Below are 934 nucleotides of genomic sequence, written 5' to 3'. Positions count from 1 at the left end.
CGACGGCACCACCGTCATCACCGTGCCGGCCAACAGCACTACCGGTTTCACCACCGTGACTGCCCCGGACAACGTCTACACCGGTGCCAACGATCCAGTGATCAAATCGATCGCTTCTGTTGATGGCGCGGATGTCGGCAAGTTCGAGAACCTGGTTCTGGACAAGACCCCGGTCAGCACCGCTGTTACTGACGAACCAGGCTCGGGTACTCCAGGCGCTGGCAACGAAGGGGATCTGGTCAAGGTCACCATCACCGCCGATCAGGTTTCGGTTGCTGAGAACGTGAAGCCGACCTTCACGGTTCATATCAACACTGCTCTGGCTCACGACCTGGTCGTGACGCTGAGCAACAACGCCACCGTCACCATCAAAGCGGGTGAAACCAGCGCGCCGTACACCCACGAAGCGCAGGGCGATGACGTCTACAAAGACGCCGGTGAAATCGAGTTGGGCGTGAAGTCGGCAGCAGACATCGACGGCCGTGCCTTCGAGAACCTGCAGTTGGGCGATGCGGCCTCGGTCAAAGTCACCGACACCACCGACGACGTGGTGGCCAAGCTGACCGCGACGCCTTCGGTTACCGAAGGCGGTGCGATCACCTACACCATCACCCTGACCAACAAAGACGGTCTGCCGATCGACAAGCACTCGGCACTGACCTTCACCCTGAGCGACGGCACCACTGTCATCACGGTTCCGGCCAACAGCACTACCGGTTTCACCACCGTGACTGCCCCGGACAACGTCTACGTCGGTACCAACGACGCAGTGATCAAATCGATCGCTTCGGTTGATGGCGCCGATGTTGGCAAGTTCGAGAACCTGGTTCTGGACAAAACCCCGGTCAGCACCGCTGTCACTGATGAGCCGGGCTCGGGTACTCCAGGCGCTGGCAACGAAGGCGATCTGGTCAAGGTCACCATCACCGCCGAT

General features: G+C 60.2%; 1 protein-coding gene. It reads left to right on the top strand.

Annotated elements, in window-relative coordinates:
- Window positions 1-934, top strand: a 934-nt coding sequence (locus GIB19_RS28110; RefSeq protein WP_274888856.1) for an immunoglobulin-like domain-containing protein, incomplete at both ends; no start/stop codon positions are given.

It is taken from the genome of Pseudomonas sp. ITEM 17296 (genome assembly GCF_028895205.1).
In the GTDB taxonomy this organism is placed as follows: Bacteria; Pseudomonadota; Gammaproteobacteria; order Pseudomonadales; family Pseudomonadaceae; genus Aquipseudomonas; species Aquipseudomonas kermanshahensis.
This window is presented reverse-complemented; position numbering and strand designations above follow the sequence as displayed.